Here is a 20,096-nt window from a genome sequence, read left to right on the forward strand (position 1 = left end):
TCGAGTAGGACAATCGGAAAAGGGGGAGATAAGCGGCATGGCCCGCGATCGTGCGTCGGCTGCTCGCCTTCTTGTCCGTCCCGCCCGAATCGGTTAGGATTATCGGAAAGGCGGTCCGGCATACGGCCGGAACCGCGCAGGCAAAGGAGCTGTCCGCCATGGCAAACACGCTGAAGTTGGCTCTCGTTCAAATGGATATTCACGCCGGGCACCCGGACGATAATTTCGCGAGACTGGCGGCGCTGCTGGAGCGAGCTGCCGGCGAAGGGGACAAGCCCGACGCGATCGTCGTCCCCGAGATGTGGAATACGGGTTACGCGCTGGAAGCGATACGCGAGCTTGCGGACGCCGAGGGCGCGCGTACCCGATCTTTTATGTCCGAATTCAGCAAGAAGCACGGCATCAACGTGGTAGCGGGTTCGGTCGCCGCGAGCCGCGCTTCGCTGGGGGGAGCCGTCACGAACACGTCGTACGCCTTCGACCGCAGCGGCGGCCAGATCGCGGAGTATTCCAAGATTCACTTGTTCAAGCTGATGGACGAGCACCTGCATCTCGAGGCGGGAGAGCGCCCGGGGCGCTTCGAGCTCGAGGGCGTGCCGGCCGGCGCGATGATCTGCTACGATATCCGGTTCCCCGAGCTCGCGAGGAGACTCGCGCTGGACGGGGCCAAGGTATTGTTCGTGCCGGCCGAGTGGCCGCATCCCCGCCTGCATCACTGGCGTACGCTGCTCCAGGCGCGCGCCATCGAGAACCAGATGTACGTGGTCGCTTGCAACCGCAGCGGCACCAGCGGCACGACGCGTTTCTTCGGGCATTCGATGGTGATCGACCCCTGGGGCGAAGTGATCGCCGAGGCAGGGGAGGAAGAGACGATATTGAGAGCGGAGATCGACCTCGCGCTCACCGACGAGGTGAGGGCCCGCATCCCCGTCTTCGACGATCGGCGGCCCTCGCTCTACTAAACGGGGCATCGATTGACCTCGAAAAAACAAAGTAACTCGTATCCCCGGCCATCCAGTTCAGGGCAGTTGCAGCTTGCCCATCGTCTCCCGGAATGTCGCGATGAACGCTTCCGCGGCGTTGGACAGGTAGCGCCCCTTGCGGTATGCGATCACCAGCGTGCGCGTCGGCCTTCCCTTCAGCGGCAAGTACACCGGCTGGAGACCATCGTGCTCGCGACGGGTGATCATCTGCGGGACGAAGGCGATGCCCATGCCGGCCGCGACGAGCGATTGCACCGTCTCGATGTTGGTGCTCTCCACGACGACGCGCGGATCGAAGCCCGCCTGCCGGCACAGCCCGACCGCGATCGCGCGGAAGCCCTGCCCCTTCTTCAGCATGACGAACGACTCGTCCGCGAGCGCGCCTACGTCGGCCTCCGTCGCCCCTGAGGCGGCCAGCGGATGGTCGCGGGGCACCGCGAGGCAGATCTCCTCCTCGAGGATCGGATCGTAGGCGAGGGACGGCTCGACAAGCGGCAGCGTGAGCAGACTGACGTCCGTGCCGCCGCTCGCGGTGAGCTGCTCGAGCGTGGCCGAGGCTTCCTCTACGAGCGCGATCTCGATGTCGGGATAAGCCCCTCTGAATGCCGGCAGCACGTGCGGCAGGATATGAGAGCCGGTGATCGGCAGACTCCCGACGACGATCCGTCCCTTGCGCAAGTCGGCGATATCCTCCATTTCGCGGCGCAGCTGCTCGGTCATGTCGACGATGCGCTGCGCTTTTTCCACGAACACGGTTCCGGCATGGGTCAGCTCGACGCTGTTGGTCGTGCGCTTGAATAGCAGCACGCCGAGCTCCTTCTCCAGCTTGGACAGCTGCTGGCTGAGCGACGGCTGCGCGATATGAAGCTTCTCGGCGGCGCGCGAGAAGTTCCGCTCCGCGGCGATCTGGATGACGTAATGCAGCAATCGGAATTCCATGGGCGCGTCTCCTTATATAACTGAACTATCAACTTTATAGGTATTATATCTTGGAACAATGATAGAACCAATGTTATTATAGAATCATTCTAGACGAGGATATCTACGCGGGGTGAAGGTAAAATGAGCAAACAAACGATGTTCGAGAAAATTTGGAACAATCACGTCATTCATTCGGAAGCCGGCAAGCCTAGCATTTTGTATATCGACCTGCATCTGGTTCACGAGGTCACGTCGCCGCAGGCGTTCGAAGGCCTGCGCATGACCGGCCGCAAGGTACGACGTCCCGACCTGACGTTCGCGACGATGGACCACAACGTGCCGACCAAGGACCGCTTCAATATCACCGACCCGATCTCCAAGCAGCAGATCGACACGCTGACGGCCAACGCCGCCGAATTCGGCGTCAAGCTGTACGACCTGAACACGATCGATCAAGGCGTCGTGCACGTCATGGGCCCCGAGCTCGGCCTGACGCATCCCGGCAAGACGATCGTATGCGGAGACAGCCACACCTCGACGCACGGCGCGTTCGGCGCGCTGGCGTTCGGCATCGGCACGAGCGAGGTCGAGCATGTGCTCGCCACCCAATGCCTGCAGCAATCGAAGGCGAAGACCATGAAGGTCAACTTCATCGGCAAGCGCCCGGCCGGCATCACGGCGAAGGACTTGATCCTCGGCCTCATCGCGAAGTACGGCACCGACTTCGCGACCGGATACGTCATCGAGTATACCGGCGAAGCGATCACGGGCCTGACGATGGAAGAGCGCATGACCGTGTGCAACATGTCCATCGAGGGCGGCGCCCGGGCGGGTCTGATCGCGCCGGACGAGACTACCTTCAATTATCTGCGCGGCCGCGAATACGCGCCGCAGGGCGAAGACTTCGACCGCGCCGTCGAGCAGTGGAGAGCGCTGGCGACGGACGAAGGCGCCGTTTACGACGCCGAGGTCGATCTCGATGTCGCTTCGCTCGTGCCGCAAGTCACCTGGGGCACCAGCCCCGGCATGGGCACGGGCATCACGTCGATCGTGCCTTATCCGGAGCAGCTGCCGACCGAGAATGAGCGCAAGGCCGCCGAAAAGGCGCTCGAATACATGGATCTCGCGCCGGGTACGCCCATGTCCGAGATTCCGATCGACTACGTGTTCATCGGCTCCTGCACCAACGGCCGGATCGAGGATCTGCGCGCCGCGGCTTCCGTTGCCAAGGGCCACAGCGTGAGCCCGAACGTTACGGCTATCGTCGTGCCGGGCTCGGGCCGCGTCAAGATTCAAGCTGAAAAAGAAGGCTTGGACAAGATATTCACGGCTGCCGGATTTGAATGGCGCGAAGCGGGCTGCTCGATGTGCCTGGCGATGAACCCCGACGTGCTCCAGCCGGGCCAGCGCTGCGCGTCGACGTCCAACCGCAACTTCGAGGGCCGTCAGGGCCGCGGCGGACGCACGCATCTCGTGTCGCCGGAGATGGCCGCCGCCGCAGCGATCAAGGGCAAGTTCACCGATGTCCGCAACTGGGAATTCAAGTCCGAAGTGACGGCTTAAGGGGGGGAGACATACGCTTATGCAACCATTTATCAAATCCACGGGTCTCGTGGCGCCGGTCGACCGCGTGAACGTCGATACCGACGCCATCATCCCTAAGCAGTTCCTGAAGCGCATCGAGCGCAGCGGCTTCGGCCAATACCTGTTCTTCGAATGGAGATTCGACGAGCAGGGCGCCACGATTCCGGAGTTTAACCTGAACAAGCCGCGTTACCAAGGGGCATCGGTCCTGCTGTCCCGCGCCAACTTCGGCTGCGGCTCCTCGCGTGAGCACGCGCCATGGGCGATTCTCGACTACGGCTTCAACGTGATCATCGCGCCTTCGTACGCGGATATTTTCTACAACAACTGCTTCAAGAACAGCATTCTGCCGATCAAGCTGAGCGAGGAGCAGGTCGACGACCTGTTCAAGCGCACCGAATCGACCGAAGGCTACAAGCTGACCGTCGATCTGGTGAACAAGGTCATTACCGACGACCAAGGCCTCAGCATTCCGTTCGACCTCGACGAGCACCGCCGCCAGTTCCTGCTCCAGGGTCTGGACGATATCGGCCTCACGCTGCAGCATGCGGACGAGATCGCAGCATACGAAGCGAAGAACGAAAAGAGACTGGCGAACGCATTTTAAATCTTGATTTTGAACGCTATATGGGTCTTCTTTCCCGGGTCGACACTTTTCGGGAAAGAGGGCCTTTTTTTCCTCTAAAACTCGCAACTTTTGTCATTGCCCGGCGTCTAAACAAGGGTGGACAAGCCAAAAAGCGCCCCTTCCGATAAAAAGGTCTCGTTTAGGACTTTTTTAACGGAAGCGCCGCTTTTGGAACGGCCCAATCATAGACACCGAGGTGAAGCATGAGGTACTGGATTTCCCTGCTGTTTGTCGTCTCGATGCTTTTCGCCGCCGCCGGATTCGCTTCCGCCGCGGCCGTCACGCCCCAGCTTATCCTGGACGGCGTGGCACTGACATCGAAGGAGCCGCCCGCCTTGATCGACAACCGCGTGATGCTGCCGATCCGCACGGTGACGGAGAACCTGGGCTACACCGTCAAGTTTGACAATGCGACGAAGACGGTAACGGTCGCGAGCGGGGAATCTGTCATCGTCATGACCGTGGGCACCAAGAAGGCGACCGTCAACGGAATCGAGACCGAGCTCGAGGCGGCCCCGATCATCAAGCAGACGACGCCCGCGACCGCCACGACGATGGTGCCGCTCATTTTCGTGAAGGACAACTTCGGCGCGGACATCGTGTGGGACAACAAGACCAAGTCCGCCTTTATCTACACTTCGCACGCCGGCTCCGGCGGTACGGGCGGCGGAGACGCCTCGGGCGGCACAGGCGGCGGGAGCGACTCCTCCGGCGGCGGCTTGATCGGGGTCGTCGACGAAGATCCCGCCGCGGGCGGATCGACGGATCCCGGCACGCAGCCGGGGGACGGCACGACCGTGACCGACCCGTATACGAACCTGGCGGCCATCCACGGCATCCGGTTCGAAAACGAAGCCGTGATCCTGAGCTACGAAGGCGAGATCGCGCCGGTCGTCACGACGCTGACGGGACCCGACCGGATCGTCGTCGACGTGCCCAAGTCCGATTTCGCGGCCGATTTCGCGCAGGATCTCTTCGTCGCCGGCGCCACGGCCAAGAGCGGCACATTCCCGGTGGCCGGACACCCGGTGCTGACGCAGGTACGCTACTCGATTTTCCAGGCGAACACCAATACGCTTCGATTCGTGCTCGACCTGAGCAGCGCTTACGGCTACGAAGTGCAGAACGACGCCTCGGCCGGTGAATTCAAGATCCTGCTCAACGGGGCGGCGCCTCCGGTGCCGCCGACGCCGACGGACAAGATATACACGGTCGTGCTCGACGCCGGACACGGCGGCAGCGACTCGGGCGCGATCGGCGTCAGCGGCAAGTACGAGAAGAACTTCAACCTCGCCATCATTTTGAAAGTACAAGCGCTGCTCGCGGCCGATCCGCGCCTTAAGATCGTCATGACGCGATCGGGCGACACGTTCCCTTCGCTCAGCGACCGATACAACCTGGCCAACTCGGTCAAGGCAGACCTCTTCCTGTCCGTCCATGCGAACAGCAATACGAAGAATACGGTCAACGGTACCGAGGTGTACTACACACGCGCGGAGAGCCTTGCCTTCGCCAACGTCGTGAAGCAGTATGCGACGCCGGCCACCGGGCTCGCCGACCGCGGCGTCATCCAGAAGAGCCTGGCCGTGACGCGCGAGACCAAGATGCCGGCCGTCCTGTTCGAAGCCGGGTACCTGTCGAACGCGACGGAAGAGAAGAAGCTGTTCGCCGAAGACTTCCAGAACCGCACGGCAGCCGGGCTCGCAGCCGCAGTCAAGGCCTATCTTAAATTAGCGTGACGCCGGCGAGACCGGTTGAACGCACGATCGGGGAGATTACGAGATGTCGTTGAAGTCACGCAAACTGCTCTTATCCATTCTCACGCTGGCGCTCCTCTGGACGAGCGCCGGCGCCTTCGCGCCCGCCGCATCCGCCGCATCCAAGACGCCGTTTACCGACGTCTCGGCCGGCCACTGGGCCGAAAAGCATATCGCCAAGCTGGCGCTGCAAGGCTTGCTCGCGGGCAAGGGCGCAAACCTGTTCGGCCCGAACGACAACGTCAAGCGCCAGGACGCGGTCATCATCGCGATTCGTTTCCTCGATCTCGAGCAGAAGGCTTTGGATTCGGGCGTCGCCGCGTTTCCAAGCACCTTTAACGTAAGCGCCTACGCGAACCTGTACGTGAGCTTTGCGCTGAAGGAAGGCATTCTGAGCCGAAACGAAGAGTTCGCGCTCGCCGAGGCCGACCCGAAGGTCAAATGGGGCGAGGCGCCGGCCACGCGCGAGTGGATCGCGAGACTGCTCGTGCGCACGATCGGCCAGACGGCCGCGAGCGGCTCCACCTCCTTCGCGGACAACGCGTCGATCGACAAGGATCTGGTCGGCTTCGTCAAGGCCGCCGTCGACCTGGAGCTCGTCAAGGGTCTGGACGGCAACAAGTTCGCGCCCAAGGGCATCGTGACGCGGGCGACCGCGGCCACGCTCTTCAGCCGCGCGGAAGCAAAGAAGCAAGCGGCCGCGTATCCGAAGCAGACGACGGGGATGCTGATCGGCTCGAGCGCGGACGCTCTGACCGTGCTGCAGACGAATGGAAGCGTGACTTCCTACGCCATCGGATCGGGCACGCTGTTCTCCCGTCTCGATACCGAGAAGCTGACCGCGCAGGACGCGCTCAAGATTTACGGCACGGTAAACGTCATCGCAGCCGCGGACGGCTCCGCGGCTTATGCCGAGCAAGTCAGCGATACGCCGCAGGTCAAGACGGCGCAGGGCAAGCTGGTCGTCGTGAACGCGTCCAAATCCACGATCACGCTGCTGAGCGGCGAGGACGTACAGGCGTATGCGTACGACGCCGCGCGGCCGCCAGTCGTGACCGACGCCGAGAACAATGCGGTGAACCTCGCGGATCTGCCGGTGAACGCGGAACTCGCGCTCACGATCGACACGTACACGCAGTCCGGCAAGGTGCTCGCCGTTAAGGCAAGCCAATCCGCCGTCGCAAGGTCCGGTCAGGGGACGATCATGAACGTCGATGCCGCGGGCCGCAAGCTGCAGATCAAGGACAACGCAACCTCGATCGCCGACACCCGCGGGGTCGACGCCAACGCGGTGCTGCGCACGGCGAACGGCGTGCCGGCGGCGATCGGAGATCTCAAGGTCGGCGACGCCGTATCCTACGAGATCAAGAACGGCTTATACACGACGGTGACCGTCACCAAGAGCGCTTCAGCCGCGAGCGTTACCGGCACGCTGTTCAAGATCGATGCCTCCGCGCAGACGATCCAGTACAAGGTATCCGGCGCGAGCGACATCATCGGCAAGGAATACGTCGCTGGCGTAGCCGTAAAAATCGCCGGTCTGAAGGATGCGGCGCTAGCCGACCTGTACCCGGGGGATTCCGTAACGCTGACGCTGAACGCGGAGGGCAAGGTTACCGCGGTCGAAGCGACCGGGCGGAGCGTCCAGGTTCAGAACGGGCTGGTCGTATCTTCTTATGATAACGACGCCAAGGTGCTCATCCTCAAGGATGCCGCCGGCAGCGTCAAGACATTCGCGCTCGGCGCCGGCGTGCGCTACGATCTGAACGGCACGGCGATCTCGGCCGAAGCGGGCGCGAGCATGCTGTACAAGGGACGCAAGGTCGACATCGGCTATTCCGGCAGCAACGTCGTGTCGATCTCCTACGTCGCGCAATACAAGGGCACGGTATCGGAGAACAACACGACGACCAAGACCCTGAAGCTGCTGCTGGACAACAATTCGACCGTTTATGTCCCTTACACCGCGCCGACGGTCGAGATGTACGGACAGACCAACCGGTCTTATGCCGATATCAAGGCCGGCGACCGGATCGTCGCGCTGCTCGACGGCGCGCAGAACTACGCGGTCGCGCTGCAGCTCGTGAAGACCGTTCAGTTCGAAGTCGTATCCGTCGATACGGCTGCCGCCAAGCTCAAGGCCAAGGCCGCCGACGGCTCCGTCGCCGAGTGGACGGTCGGCACCGGGTTCGTCCTGCAGGACGCGAGCGGCAATGCCGCCTCGCTGAGCGGATATACCGCGGGCACGCTGCTGAACGTAACGCTGCAAGGTTCGACGCCGACGCTGGCGAAGATCGTTCCGTACTCGTTCGGGCGCGTCGTCGCCATTGATACGTCCGCCGGCACGATCGATATCCGGACGGGCGCCGGCGCGGCCGTCAGGCAGACGGTGGGGCTGACGCCGCTCGTCGTACGGAACGGCGTATCCTCGAATTCGCTGTCGTCGATCCAGCTGGACGATCGCGTCGAATTGCGCAAGGACGAGAGCGACCACGCGATCGTATCGGTGATCACGCCGGTGAGCAAGACGTACTGGCGCACGGATAAGACGACGAATACGCTGTATGCCGAGGTGGCGCCGAACGAGACGGGTTATTCGATCGCGCTATCTCCCCAGGCGTATATCCATCAGGGAGAGACCGCGCTGACGACCGACGGGTTGAACAAAAGCGACCCGATCAACATCTACGTGATTCGCGGCAAAGCGGTCGAGATCTCCAAGTCTTAAAGGCTTGCGTCCCGACTTTGAATAAGACGGCTCCGCTTAACGGCGGGGCCGTTTTTTTACGGCGCTCAAGGCTTTAAGTCGCCACGATGCGCGCGTTTGATCGCCGCATCGTCTTGTCGAATGGACGATCTTCCGCTACACTGAAAGTTAATGCTTTTGAGGGAAACAAGGCATGGGAGATGGAAGCAAGCGATGAATAAAACGAAAATGCGATATATTCTGGACGAGATCGCCAAGATGTTCCCGGATGCGCACTGCGAGCTGATCCATCGCAATCCGTTCGAGCTGACGATCGCCGTGCTGTTGTCCGCGCAGTGCACGGACGAGACGGTTAACCGCGTCACGGCGAGCCTGTTCGAGAAATATACTAATCCGCAGGATTACCTGTATGTGCCGCTCGAAGAGCTGGAGAACGACATCCGCCGGATCGGCCTGTTCCGCAACAAGGCGGCGAATATTCAAAAGCTGTGCCGGATTCTGATCGATAAATACGGCGGCGAGGTGCCGGCAAGCCACGAGGGACTTACCGAACTGCCCGGCGTCGGCCGTAAGACGGCTAACGTGGTCATGTCCAACGCCTTCGACGTCCCCGCCATCGCGGTAGATACGCACGTGGAGCGCGTATCCAAGCGGCTTGCGATCGCGAAGCCCGAAGACTCCGTGCTCGAGGTGGAGAAGAAGCTGATGAAGCTCGTCCCCCGGGACGAATGGACATTGACCCATCATCGGATCATTTTCTTCGGGCGCTACCACTGCAAAGCGCAGAACCCGAAGTGCGAGCTCTGTCCGCTGCTGGATATCTGTCCGGAGGGCAAACGCAGAATGAAGCCGGCAGCGGCGCGGAAGCAGCGGGGAGGAGCGGCATCATGACGCCTGGAAAAATGGAAACCGTGACAGAAAGACCGATAGCGCCGAACGGGAAGTCGACCGATTATATCGATGCGCTGCGCAGGATGTCCGCGGCGGCCGCGGGAGCGGGAGATGCGGCGAACGGGGCCAAGCTGGAGGAGCTCGCGGGCAAGCTGTCGCTGGATATCGCTACGCTGGCGTTTTGCGGGCATTTCTCCGCGGGCAAGTCGACGCTCGTAAACGCGCTGTGCGGCGCGCAGCTGCTCCCGTCCTCGCCGATCCCGACGAGCGCCAACGTCGTCACGATCGCGAACGGAGAGCCATCCGTCCGGGTCGAGTTCGTCGGCAAGGACGGCTCGGTCAAAGAAATTCCGGGCGTATCAGTCGAGCGGCTCGGCGATCTGGCCGTAGACGGGGAGGGCGTATCGTCCATCGACGTCCGCTACCCGATCCCGCTGCTGGGCGACGCGCTCGCGCTCGTCGACACGCCCGGAGTCGATTCTACGGACGGCGCGCACCGCGCGGCGACCGAGTCGGCGCTGCACCTGGCCGACGTCGTATTCTACGTGACGGACTACAACCATGTATTGTCCGACGTCAACTTCCGGTTTCTGCGGATGCTGCATCAGTGGGGCAAGCCGACGTACTTGATCGTGAATCAGATCGACAAGCACCGCGAGAGCGAGGTTCGCTTCGAGGACTTCAGGCAGGGTCTGAACGCCGCTCTCGAAGCATGGCGTATCGACCTAGCGGGGCTCTTGTTCCTCTCCATGCGCCATCCCGAGCATCAGCTGTCCCAGATGAACGAGCTGCTGCGGGTCATCGAGGCGCTCAAGGGCGAGAAAGAGAAGCTGCTGCTGCACAGCGCCGACCGTTCGGCGGTCCATCTGGCCGGCGCGTTCAAGGAAGGCCTGCTGCAGCGGCAGTCGGACCGCCGCGAAGCGCTGCTCGCCGAGGCCGGCGGAGAGCAAGGGATGGCGGCGCTGGCCGAGCGGCGGCGCGCGCTGACCGCAGAACTGGAGGAGGTCCGCACGGCGGGCGAGCGCCAGCTCGACGAATTGAAGCGCGAGCTCGACAAGCTGCTCGCGAACGCCGGGCTCACGCCGGCGGAGACGCGCGACAAAGCGCGCGCCGTGCTCGAGAGCCGTCAGCCGGGCTTCAAGGTCGGCTGGCTCGGCAGCGGCGCCAAGACGGAGGCCGAACGCGAGCGGAGACTGACGGAACTCGCGCAGGACTTCGCCGCGCAGGCGGAGGCGAACGTGCATGTGCACGTGCGTTCGATGCTGCGCCGCGAAGCGAAGGAGGCGGGGGGCGCCGACGCCGCCTGGGAGGCGGACCTGGATACGGCGTTCCCGTCCCCGGACGCGGCATGGATCGCATCGCTCGTGAAGCCGGGCGTTGGATCGGGCGGGGATGCGACGCTCGTATTCGCGTCGGAGCTCGGCGCGGAATGGAAGAGCCGGGTGCGCAAGACGGCGCTCGCGAGGTTCGAGGCGCTCGTCATGCGCCGAAGCCCCGAGCGCGACGAGGCACTCGCCAGGCTAGCTGCCGCATTGTCCGAGCTGGACGGCAGGCAGTCCGCGGCGGACCGTCTGCGCGAGCTTGACGAGGAGGCGGACGCTGCGGAGCGTCGGCTCGTGGCGATGCTGCCGGAGGGCGGCGTCGCGTCCGCCCGCGACCTAGGTCTCCCAGCGCCTCAGCCTGTCCGGGCGCCGGCTTCGCTGCCGCAGGAGACATCGGTCTCTCCGCCTGCAGCAGGAATGCCGGTCTCGGCGGGCGTCGAATCCGCTGCCACCCAAGCAGGCGAGTCCGGCGCAGGCGGGGAGAGCGCCTCCTACGGCGCCTCCGCCGGCGCCGCGGCGCTCCTCGAGCGCGGCGCGGCGCTGCTCGCGCCATTCCCCGAGCTGGCGCGGCAGCGCGAGGCGCTGTCCGCCAAAGCGGCTCAGCTGCGGGACAGCCGCTTCACGATCGCGCTGTTCGGCGCGTTCAGCGCGGGCAAGTCGTCCTTCGCCAACGCGCTCGTCGGATTGCCCGCGCTGCCCGTGTCGCCCAATCCGACGACGGCGACGATCAACCGCGTCGTCGCGCCGGCGGAGGGGGCGCCTCACGGCAGCGCCCGCATCCATATGAAGGAAGCCGACGACATGCGCGGAGACCTGGCGCACTCGCTCGCACGCCTAGGCGTCCGGGAGCGCGACATCGAGGCCGCGTCCGGCCCCGCGGAGCTGTTCGCGCTGGCCGCCCGCATGTCGCCGGACGACATTCACCCGCGGGGACGGCCGCACCTGGCCTTCCTGCGCGCCGCCGCCCGCGGCTGGGAGCGTTACGGCCCGCTGCTCGGCACTTCGTTTATCGCCGAGGGAGCGGATTACCGCCGCTACGTCGCGGACGAGGAAGCGTCCTGCTTCGTCGCCTCCGCGGACCTGCACGTCGACGCGCCGCTGACGCGCAGCGGCGCCGTGCTCGTCGATACGCCCGGAGCGGATTCGATCAACGCCCGCCACACGGGCGTCGCCTTCGAATACATCAAAAACGCGGATGCCGTTCTATTTGTCACGTACTATAACCACGCCTTCACGGAAGCCGACCGGAGCTTCCTGCATCAGCTGGGCAGCGTCAAGGACGCGTTCGAGCTCGACAAGATGTTCTTCGTGCTCAATGCGGCGGATCTCGCTTCCTCTCCCGAGGAGCTGGCCGGCGTCGCCGCGCACGTCGAATCGCAGCTGCTGAAGCACGGCATCCGGCAGCCGCGCATATATCCGGTCTCCAGCCTGCGCGGCCTCGAAGCCAAGCTGGCGGGAGACGCGGCCGAGCGCCGCGAATCCGGGCTCGCGGACTTCGAAGACGCGTTCAGGCGGTTCGCGGACGAGGAGCTGGGGAGCCTGGCGCTCGCATCCGCCCGCAAGCAGCTCGCGCGGATCGGGTCGCGCATCGACGGGCTGCTCGGCTCCGCGAGCGAAGACGCGGCGAGCCGCCAGGCGACCGCGGCCGGCATGCTTCAAGCGGCCGAGACGCTGCGGGACGCTTGGACGTCGGGTCCGCCCGACGCGGCGGTGCAGCCGCTGGTCCAGGAGCTCGGCGAGCAGCTGTATCATCTGCGCAGGCGGGTCCAGTACCGGTTCGGCGAGCATTTCATGACCGCCTTCCACCCGTCGGTGCTGCAGGACGACGGCCGCGATCTCCGCAAGCTCGTTGCGTCCTGCTGGCTGGACCTGAAGCGCGGCGTCGGCGAGGATCTCCAGCAGGAGCTCCGCTCCGCCGGGCTGCGCATGGAGACGGCGCTCGGCCGCCTTATCGGCAGCCAGGTCGAGGCGGGCATCGCCCGTGCCGGACTCGGCGGCTTCGAGACCGAGCCGCCGGCGGCGTCGGCCCTCGGACTCCCGGTACCCGAGCCGTTCGCGGCGGGACCGGAATGGGACGGCCGCAAGCTCTGGCAGGCGTTCCGCAGCCCGAAGCATTTCTTCGAACGCGAGGGCAGCGCGGCGCTTAAGAACGAGGCGGAGGCCGCGTTGTTCCAGTCGGCCGACGCCTGGCTCGCCGGCGTCCGCGAAGCCTGGGCGGCGCGGCTCGCCGCGGCGTTCGAGGATGAACTGCGCGAGGTCGCGGCCCGCTTGTCGACCGAGCTCGCAGCCTACGCCGAAGGCGTCAGGCGCTCGCTCGAGACGCCGGGCGCGGAGGACGCGCTGCGCCGCTTGAACGAAGACTGGCGCGCGCTCGATACCGGCATTTAAAGACGATTTTTTCGCGCCTGCGTATCTGCGCGTATCGGCCCTTCTCGCATCTTTATACGATGCGGGAGGGGCATTTCCTTTGATATGCTCCCGATTTCCGCGCTTTTCTGCCGTAGATATGCGTGTAAGGGCTTAATCAGGATGATTTAAGAGATATCGGACTTATTTCCATGCCTAATCGCTCTCTTTCGAACTGAGGCTTCCTCCTTGCGGCAAACGGCGTTTGAACGCTTGTGACAATCCTGTTACACTTCCGTGGTGATGCTCACAGGGGAGGACTGTCGCTTGGATATTTTCAGAGGCCTCAAGCAATTTTTCTGGCCGGACAAAGGTTTTTTGATGGGATCCGTTCTCGGTCTCGCCATCGCTACGGCCATCGGTCTCGTCTACCCGCTGCTCCTCAGAGCGCTGATCGACGACGTGATCGCGCCTAGAAATTTCGACGGCGTCATGTCGCTCGCGATTCTCGCGGTCGCGCTGATCGTCGTCAAGGCGGGGTTTCAGTACGTTCACGGATTCTGCGGCGGGCGTCTGGGCAACAGGCTCGCGTACCGCATGCGCAACGCCAGCTACGACAAGCTTCAGAAGCTCTCCTACTCCTTCTACGATCAGGCCCGTACGGGCGACCTGATGTCGCGCCTCACCGCCGACATCGAAGGCATCCGCAACTTCGTCGGCTTCGGCTTCGCGCAGTTGCTCAACACCTTGTTTCTCGTCGTATTCGGATTCGGCATGATGTTCTACGTCGACTGGACGATGGGACTCATGACGCTCGCGATCGTTCCGGTCATCGGGTACGTGGCGATCCGGTTCGAGCTGCAGATCCACCCGATCTTCCGGTCGATCCGCATCGCGATCAGCCGGCTGACGGTCAGCGTCCAGGAGAACATCATGGGCGTGCGCACCGTCAAGTCGTACGACAGCGCGAAGCACGAATACGGCAAGTTCGACGAAGGCAACAGCCAGTACAAGGAAAACAACCTCTCCCTTGCCTCGGTTTGGGCCACCTACTTCCCGATCATCGAATTCGTGGCGAGCTTCAGCATCGCCTTGCTGCTCCTCGTGGGCGGCTGGCGCGTGATCCATCACCATATGTCACTGGGCGATCTCGTCTCGCTGAACGGCATGCTCGGCATGATCGTCGCGCCGCTGTGGACGCTCGGTTTCCAGATCAACAACTACACGCAGTCCAAGGCGGCCGGCGAACGGCTGCTCGAGCTGTTGAACCGTCACGTCGAAGTGCAGCCTCCGGCGCACCCCGTATCCCAGAAGCCTGCAGGCGCAGGCCTTATCCGGTACAATGACGTCAATTTCCGTTATCCGAACCACGAGAGCCAACAGGCCGCGCTCACGGGATTCGATCTGACCGCCGGACCGGGGACGGTCGTCGGCCTGCTCGGAGGCACCGGCTCGGGCAAGTCCACCGTCGTGCAGCTGCTGCTGCGCGCGTACGACGTAACCTCGGGCGCGATCACGCTGGACGGCACCGACATCCGCCAGCTCGATCTCGGCGAACTGCGCAGCCGGACGGCGATCGTATTCCAGGAGTCGTTCCTGTTCTCGACGACGATCCGGGAGAACATCAGCTACGGGCGCGCGGACGCCACGCCGGAGGAGATCGAGCAGGCCGCGAAGCTCGCGGACGCGCACGGCTTCATCATGGAGCTGCCTGCCGGCTACGACACGATCGTCGGGGAGCGCGGCATGGGCTTGTCCGGCGGACAGAAGCAGCGGATCGCGCTCGCCCGCGCTTTCCTCATCCGGCCGCAGGTGCTGATCCTCGACGACTCCACGAGCGCGCTGGACATGGAGACGGAGCATCGGATCCAGCTGGCGCTGCGGCAGGTGATGGAGGGCCGGACCGTATTCATCATCGCCCACCGCATCTCCTCGCTCCGGCACGCCGACGAGATACTCGTCATGGATAAGGGACATGTCGTACAGCGCGGCAGGCACGAGGAGCTCCTGCGGCTTCCCGGGCTGTATCGGGAGACGTACCGCACGCAGTACGCGGACCGGCCGGACGAACTCGGCGAGGACGCGGCGGGCGGCAGGAGGGTGAGCGGATGAGCAGGCAGTTTCAATACCAGGACGATGTCCTGATCGAGAAGTCGTTCAACTGGAAACAGATGGCCCGTCTGTTCGATTATCTGAAGCCGTATAAAGGCGCGGTGACGCGGGTCGTATTCGTGATGATGGTGTTCGGCATGCTGACGCGGCTCGCCGTCCCGTACCTCATCAGCCTAGCGATCGACAAGGTCATCGATCCGGACCGCGGCAGCGGCAGCATGGGATACCTGACGATCGTGTTCTGCGTCATGCTGGCGATGTACGGCCTCCGGTGGTGGGCGCAGAATTATACGATCAAGCATACGAACGATATCGGGCAAAAGGTCATATTCGACCTGCGGTCCGCGCTGTTCAAGCATGTGCAGACGCTGTCGTTCCGGTTCTTCGACAAGCGGCCCGCGGGGTCCGTCCTCGTGCGGATCACGAACGACGTCAACGCGCTGCAGGATCTGCTGTCCAACGGCGTCGTGAACTCGGCGATCGACATCGCCCAGCTCGCGGGCATCGTCGTCATCCTGCTCGTGCTGCAGCCCAAGCTGGCGCTGGCGGTCATGATCACCGTGCCGCTGCTCATCCTCGTTTCCTCGTCGCTGCGCAAGCGCACGCGGATGGCCTGGCAGACGGTGCGGATCAAGCAATCCCGCATCAATTCGCATCTGAACGAGGCGATCCAGGGCATGCGGGTGACCCAAGCGTACGCGCAGGAGAAGGACAACATGCGTTTCTTCGAAAACCTGAACGGGAGCAGCATCCGATCCTGGAATTACGCGTCCGCGCTCAATCAGCTGTTCGGTCCCGTGATTGAGGTGACGTCGGCCATCGGAACGCTGATCCTGCTCCTGTACGGCACGCATCTGATCCAGCAGGAGGAGCTTACCGTCGGGGTGCTCGTGGCGTTCATCACGTACGTCGGCAACTTCTGGGAGCCGATCAACCGGCTCGGCCAGATGTACTCTCAGCTCCTCATTTCCATGTCATCGGCGGAGCGGATCTTCGAGTACATGGACGAGAAGCCGATCGTCGCGGAAAAGGAAGGCGCGAGGCCGCTGCCCGACGTCCGCGGACGCGTCCAGTTCGACCATGTCGTCTTCGGCTACGATCCGGACCGCCTCGCGCTCAAGGACGTCAGCTTCGACATCAAGCCGGGGATGACGGTCGCGCTCGTCGGCCACACTGGCTCCGGCAAGAGCACGATTGTGAACCTGCTCTGCCGTTTCTACGACGTTACCTCGGGCAGCGTGCGCATCGACGGCATGGACGTGCGCGAAGCGACGCTCGAGAGCCTGCGGCGCCAGATCGGCATCGTCATGCAGGATACGTTCATCTTCTCGGGCTCGATCCGCGACAATATCCGATACGGCCGGCCAGACGCGACCAACGCTGAGGTCGAAGCCGCCGCGCGATCCGTGCGCGCGCATGAATTCATCTCCAAGCTGCCCGACGGCTACGACACGCAGGTGCAGGAGCGCGGGTCCGCGCTCTCGATGGGACAGCGCCAGCTTCTATCGTTCGCCCGCGCGCTGCTCGCCGATCCGCGGATTCTGATCATGGACGAGGCGACGGCCAGCATCGATACGGAGACCGAGGTGCGCATCCAGGAAGCGCTGGGCACGCTGCTCGAGCATCGGACCTCGTTTATCGTCGCCCACCGGCTGTCTACGATCAGGCATGCGGATCTCATCCTCGTACTGGATCATGGCGTCATCGTGGACCAGGGCAATCACGAGGAACTGATGCGCAGACCGGGTCACTACCGCAATCTGATCGAAGCGCAATATCGGTTTTTGTCGGCATAAAGCTTGCGGCCGCCGGCCCTCGCCCCTTCGGGCGGGGGCTTTTTCTTCATGTCGTTTGAAAACGCCGCCCGAATTCGGTATGGTGAAAGAAACGGGCGAACGCGCGAAGCGGGGAAGGGGATAGCGCATGGGCAGAAAACAGGGGTGGCTCTGGCCGATTTTAGGAACGCTGTCTCTGCTGTGCACGGCGCTCCTGCTGTTCGGGTTCGGTTGGGCGCTCAAGGATACTTGGTCGCCATCCGCCGGGATGACGCTGCCGGATCCGGCGCCCGCTCCGCAGCAGGGAGGCGTCGCTTGGGCGGACAAGTCCGAGATCAAGGCGATCGCGATCGGCGACTCGCTGACGCACGGGACGGGCGACGCCACGGGCAAAGGCTATGTGGAAGCGAGCCTGGCGCTGCTCTCCAAGTCGCTGGGCAAGCCTGTCCGGCTGGACGGCAACCTGGCCATCGCCGGACTCGAGGCGGCCAAGCTGTCGCAACTGCTCGACGGCAAAGCCATGAAGGACGCCATCGCCGAGGCGGATGTCGTGCTGCTCACGATCGGCGGGAACGATTTGTTCCGATCGGCCCAGGACGGCGGTTCGATCGCGGAGGGAAGCGGCGTGGATCCCGAGCTCGTCCGGGCGCGGCTGCCGGAGCTGGAGGCGCGTTTGGCCGCGGTGTTCAATAAGATTCGGAGCAACAACCCATCGGTCAGAGTGGCCTACGTCGCGCTGTACAATCCCTTTTACGAGCTGGAGGAGCTCCGCACTCCGCTCGCTGGCATTCTCGAACAATGGAACGGAAACGCGGAGCGTCTGGCCGCCGAAGACGGGAATATCGCGGTGGTGCCGACGGCCGACCTGTTCCGCGCGCAATCGGGGCTGTATTTGTCCTCGGACCATTTCCATCCGAACGAAGCGGGGTACGCCCGCATCGCCGTTCGCGTGGCGCAAGCGCTCAACTAGAGAAAAGGAGGCCCGCCAACCCATGCTTACGGACGCCAATTCTAAAGCGCAGGCTCGCAGCCATGCGCCCGCAATACCCGATCCCGCAGCCCCGGCGGGACAGCCTCTATCCGACGAGACGGTATTGTCCGTCGAACGCTTGTGCAAGACGATCCGGGGCCGACGGATCATCGACGATATCTCGTTCGACGTGCGCGCCGGCGAGGTGTACGGCTTCCTCGGACCCAACGGATCGGGCAAGACGACGACGATCCGCATGCTCGTCGACCTCGTGAAGCCGACTTCGGGCCGGGTACTCGTCTGCGGCGAAGACGTGCACAGGCACCCCGACCGGGCGCTGCGTCACGTCGGATGCATCGTCGAGAACCCCGAGATGTACGGGTACATGACCGGATGGGAGAATCTCGACCTGTTCGCGCGCATGCAGGAGGTCGGCGAATCCCGGATCGAAGAGGTGGCCCGTATCGTGCGGCTCGACGAGCGCATTCACGACAAGGTGAAGACTTATTCGCTCGGCATGCGGCAGCGGCTGGGCATCGCGCAGGCGCTGCTGGGCGCGCCCAAGCTGCTTATCCTGGACGAGCCGACCAACGGTCTCGACCCGAAGGGTATCAAGGAGCTGCGGGCGTTCATCCGCGAGTTGGCGGCTCAGGGCATGAGCGTGTTCGTGTCCAGCCATCTGCTCAGCGAGATACAGCTGCTCTGCGACCGGGTGGCCATCATCGACGGCGGCAAGGTGATCGCGACGTCCGACGTCGGCGAGATGCTGGCTCAAGCGGAGGCGCATACGCTCTGGCTGTTCGAGGACCCTGCCGCCGGGCGCGGCCTCTTGTCATCCGACGCTCGCGTCGTCGTCGCGGACGGCGACCGCGAATTTCTCGACGAGTCGGTGCTGCTCGCGCTGCCCGGCGCGATCCCGACGCGCGTCAGGCAGGACGACATCCCGGACGTCGTCGCGCGCTGCGCGCAGGCCGGCGTCCGCGTGGTCGCGGTGCAGCGGGTCGTGCCGACGCTGGAATCCTTATTTCTCACGCTGACGGGAGGCGGGCGCGATGCCGAGGGATCTTGAGCTGATTCGCAACGAGACGGTCAAAGTATGGAAGAAAAAGCGGTTCGCCGTCATTCTGCTCATCCTGCTCGTCCTTGTGCCAATATTCGTGTACGCGCAGATGAAAATCGCGCAGAGCAGCCAAGACAAATTCGCCGACTGGCGCGCGGAGCTGCGGCAGCGGATCACGGACAATACGAACGCGCTGTCCAGCGACCGGATACCCGAAGAATGGAAAAAGTGGCGGATCGCGCTCGTCCAGCAGCTGCAGTACTATCTGGACCGCGACGTGAATCCGAACACGCCGAACGCGGTGCGGTTTACGAATACGTTCCTGCAGAACGCGGTCGGTCTTTTCATTCCGCTCATGGTGCTTGCCGTCGCTTCCGATATCGTCTCCTCGGAGCGCGCCGGCGGCACCATCAAGATGCTGCTGACGCGGCCGGTGCGTCGCTGGCGGATTCTGGCGTCCAAGCTGGTCACGCTGACTTTGTACGTGTCGCTCATTCTCGTCTCCACGGCGGCCGTCAGCTACCTCGTTGCCGGGCTCGTCTTCGGATACGGCGGCTGGGCCGAGCCTGTCTTCGTCGGATTTAAGCTTCAGGGGACGGACCTCGATACATCCGCCGTGCATGCGGTTCCCCAAGGCGTCTACATGCTCATGCAGCTCGGCCTCGTCTGGTTCTCGGCCATGACGGTCGCGGTCATCGCCTTCATGGTCTCGGTTCTCGTCCGCAGCACGGCCGCGAGCCTCGTGACGATGATGGCGGCCGTTATTTCCGGCTCGATCCTCGCCAATATGGCCTCTTCCTGGCACAGCGCCAAGTATCTCTTTAACGTCAATCTCGATCTGTCCGTCTATCTGCAGGGTTCGCCGCCGCCGATCGAGGGGATGACGCTAGCATTCTCCTTGCTCGTGCTGGGCGTCTGGGCGCTGGCTGCGATCGTCGTGTCGTTCGCGGCGTTCACGCGGCAGGATATATTGGCTTAATATGAACCGCATGCGACGATAAATGGACGCTCGAAAAAATGTCGTTGCCAGCAAACGCCGG

Annotated in this window: 13 protein-coding genes; 12 read left to right on the forward strand and 1 reads right to left on the reverse strand. The window is 63.6% G+C overall.

Annotation, left to right across the window (positions count from 1 at the left end; translation table 11 throughout):
* The first annotated feature begins 158 nt into the window (after positions 1 to 158).
* Positions 159 to 962, forward strand: coding sequence for a carbon-nitrogen family hydrolase (locus PQG80_RS15975; protein ID WP_271752399.1), 804 nt, complete (start codon positions 159 to 161; stop codon positions 960 to 962).
* A 57-nt stretch (positions 963 to 1,019) separates the two neighbouring features.
* Here PQG80_RS15975 and PQG80_RS15980 read toward each other — a convergent pair whose 3' ends face one another.
* Positions 1,020 to 1,922 carry a LysR family transcriptional regulator gene (locus PQG80_RS15980; protein ID WP_271752400.1) on the reverse strand — a complete coding sequence of 301 codons (903 nt, stop codon included), beginning with the start codon at positions 1,920 to 1,922 and terminating at the stop codon, positions 1,020 to 1,022.
* A gap of 123 nt (positions 1,923 to 2,045) precedes the next feature.
* Here PQG80_RS15980 and leuC point away from each other — a divergent pair, with 123 nt between their 5' ends.
* The 11 genes from leuC to PQG80_RS16035 all read left to right on the forward strand — a co-directional run bounded on the left by leuC (position 2,046) and on the right by PQG80_RS16035 (position 20,035).
* Positions 2,046 to 3,467: a 3-isopropylmalate dehydratase large subunit gene (gene leuC, locus PQG80_RS15985; protein ID WP_271752401.1), complete on the forward strand. Its 1,422-nt coding sequence runs from the start codon at positions 2,046 to 2,048 to the stop codon at positions 3,465 to 3,467.
* 19 nt (positions 3,468 to 3,486) lie between these two features.
* Entirely contained in the window at positions 3,487 to 4,095 is a 609-nt protein-coding gene (gene leuD, locus PQG80_RS15990; RefSeq protein ID WP_271752402.1) for a 3-isopropylmalate dehydratase small subunit, read from the forward strand.
* A gap of 224 nt (positions 4,096 to 4,319) precedes the next feature.
* Positions 4,320 to 5,855, forward strand: coding sequence for an N-acetylmuramoyl-L-alanine amidase (locus PQG80_RS15995; RefSeq protein ID WP_271752403.1), 1,536 nt, complete (start codon positions 4,320 to 4,322; stop codon positions 5,853 to 5,855).
* 43 nt (positions 5,856 to 5,898) lie between these two features.
* Positions 5,899 to 8,601 (forward strand): S-layer homology domain-containing protein, encoded by a 2,703-nt coding sequence (locus PQG80_RS16000; protein WP_271752404.1) that lies wholly within the window; start codon positions 5,899 to 5,901, stop codon positions 8,599 to 8,601.
* Between the two features lie 192 nt (positions 8,602 to 8,793).
* Positions 8,794 to 9,471, forward strand: a complete 678-nt coding sequence (gene nth, locus PQG80_RS16005; protein WP_271752405.1) for an endonuclease III — start codon at positions 8,794 to 8,796, stop codon at positions 9,469 to 9,471.
* The gene (locus PQG80_RS16010; protein WP_271752406.1) at positions 9,468 to 13,181 is read left to right on the forward strand and encodes a dynamin family protein; all 3,714 of its coding nucleotides are present in this window, start codon (positions 9,468 to 9,470) and stop codon (positions 13,179 to 13,181) included. The genes nth and PQG80_RS16010 overlap by 4 nt, the downstream gene beginning before the upstream one ends.
* Positions 13,182 to 13,466: 285 nt before the next feature.
* On the forward strand, positions 13,467 to 15,251 hold the full coding sequence (locus tag PQG80_RS16015) for an ABC transporter ATP-binding protein (protein WP_271752408.1): 1,785 nt from the start codon (positions 13,467 to 13,469) through the stop codon (positions 15,249 to 15,251).
* Positions 15,248 to 17,047, forward strand: coding sequence for an ABC transporter ATP-binding protein (locus PQG80_RS16020; protein ID WP_271752409.1), 1,800 nt, complete (start codon positions 15,248 to 15,250; stop codon positions 17,045 to 17,047). Before PQG80_RS16015 ends, PQG80_RS16020 begins: the two co-directional genes overlap by 4 nt.
* A 127-nt stretch (positions 17,048 to 17,174) precedes the next feature.
* Positions 17,175 to 17,996: a GDSL-type esterase/lipase family protein gene (locus PQG80_RS16025; RefSeq protein ID WP_271752410.1), complete on the forward strand. Its 822-nt coding sequence runs from the start codon at positions 17,175 to 17,177 to the stop codon at positions 17,994 to 17,996.
* Positions 17,997 to 18,018: 22 nt separating this feature from the next.
* The gene (locus tag PQG80_RS16030) at positions 18,019 to 19,065 is read left to right on the forward strand and encodes an ABC transporter ATP-binding protein (RefSeq protein ID WP_271752411.1); all 1,047 of its coding nucleotides are present in this window, start codon (positions 18,019 to 18,021) and stop codon (positions 19,063 to 19,065) included.
* Positions 19,049 to 20,035, forward strand: a complete 987-nt coding sequence (locus PQG80_RS16035) for an ABC transporter permease (RefSeq protein WP_271752412.1) — start codon at positions 19,049 to 19,051, stop codon at positions 20,033 to 20,035. Before PQG80_RS16030 ends, PQG80_RS16035 begins: the two co-directional genes overlap by 17 nt.
* Positions 20,036 to 20,096: the final 61 nt, after the last annotated feature.

The sequence above is a fragment of the Cohnella rhizoplanae genome (assembly GCF_948329515.1).
Taxonomy (GTDB): domain Bacteria; phylum Bacillota; class Bacilli; order Paenibacillales; family Paenibacillaceae; genus Cohnella; species Cohnella rhizoplanae.